The following is a 1,679-nucleotide window of genomic DNA, read 5'->3' on the forward strand; positions in this document are numbered from 1 at the left end:
CTGCTGAACAGTCACACCGTCAGCATGTCCCTAATGTAGAATTCCCGGTCTCGCTGACAGAACTGGTAACCTTAGCCGATAACTTTGATTATAAAGTTGTTGCCTTTGAGGAAGATGCCAAAATCGGAGAACAAAGCAACCTGGCCGGCATACTGAGAAGCGCGAAGCCTGGTGACCGTCTGCTTGCGGTTTTTGGACCCGAAGGCGGTTTAACCGAAAAAGAAGTAAACGTCCTTAAAGACCATGGATTTGTCTCTTGTGGTTTAGGGCCAAGGATCATGCGTGCAGAGACAGCTCCATTGTATTTGCTGTCAGCAGCATCCTATCAATTTGAATTAATGAGGTGAAAAATATGCCAACAGTAGCTTTTCATACCCTCGGTTGTAAAGTGAATCACTATGAAACAGAGGCTATTTGGCAATTATTTAAAGAACAGGGCTATGAACGCCTTGAATACGAGAATACAGCAGATGTTTATGTCATCAATACGTGTACAGTTACCAACACTGGTGATAAAAAAAGCCGTCAGGTCATCAGACGCGCCATCAGGAAAAATCCTGATGCCGTTATCTGTGTAACAGGTTGTTATGCTCAGACGTCCCCTGCCGAAATCATGGCCATACCAGGAGTGGATATCGTGGTCGGTACACAGGACCGCAGAAAAATGCTTGAGTATATTGAACAGTTCAAAGAGGAAAGACAACCCATCAACGGTGTAGGAAACATCATGAAAAACCGTGTGTACGAAGAATTGCAGGTTCCTGCATTCACCGACCGCACACGTGCATCCCTGAAGATTCAGGAAGGCTGTAATAACTTTTGTACTTTCTGCATCATTCCTTGGGCAAGGGGGTTAATGCGATCCCGTGAACCAGAGGAAGTTATCCGCCAGGCACAGCAGCTTGTCGATGCAGGGTATAAAGAAATTGTCCTTACGGGGATCCACACAGGCGGATATGGAGAAGATATGAAAGATTATAATCTTGCCATGCTTCTTCGCGATCTTGAAGAGAAGGTTGATGGATTGAAACGCATCAGGATATCTTCCATCGAAGCCAGCCAATTGACGGATGAAGTAATTGAAGTCATCGACAACTCTAAGTTGGTAGTAAGACACTTGCATATCCCTCTTCAGTCCGGTTCTAATACTGTGCTAAAGAGAATGAGAAGAAAATATACAATGGAGTTCTTTGCTGAAAGATTGGAGAAGTTGAAAAAAGCACTTCCTGGTCTTGCGGTTACTTCTGATGTAATTGTAGGGTTCCCTGGTGAAACGGAAGAAGAATTCAAGGAAACATATAACTTCATCAAAGAGCATAAGTTCTCTGAGCTTCATGTATTCCCTTACTCCAAGCGTACGGGGACACCAGCAGCAAGGATGACAGACCAAATCGATGAAGAGATCAAAAATGAGCGTGTGCATCGACTAATCGAACTGTCCAACCAGCTTGCGAAAGAATATGCATCACAGTTTGAATACGAAGTGTTGGAAGTAATTCCTGAAGAGGTTTATAAAGAGCAGCCAGACAGCGGACTTTATGTTGGATATACAGATAACTACCTGAAAGTGGTCTTCCCTGCAACTGAAGATATGGTAGGCAAGCTTGTGAAAGTGAAATTGACTAAAGCAGGTTATCCATTCAATGAAGGACAATTTGTCAGAGTACTGGAAGAGGAAA

General features: G+C 43.7%; 2 protein-coding genes. Both read left to right on the forward strand.

Annotated features, from left to right (window positions below):
* Positions 1 to 347: RsmE family RNA methyltransferase (locus BSG1_RS19365; RefSeq protein ID WP_006838940.1), on the forward strand; the 347-nt coding region annotated here is incomplete at its 5' end.
* A gap of 5 nt (positions 348 to 352) precedes the next feature.
* A partial coding sequence (gene mtaB, locus BSG1_RS19370; RefSeq protein ID WP_044023215.1) for a tRNA (N(6)-L-threonylcarbamoyladenosine(37)-C(2))-methylthiotransferase MtaB occupies positions 353 to 1,679 on the forward strand: 1,327 nt, incomplete at its 3' end.

It is taken from the genome of Bacillus sp. SG-1 (genome assembly GCF_000181495.1).
GTDB lineage: Bacteria > Bacillota > Bacilli > Bacillales > Bacillaceae_B > Rossellomorea.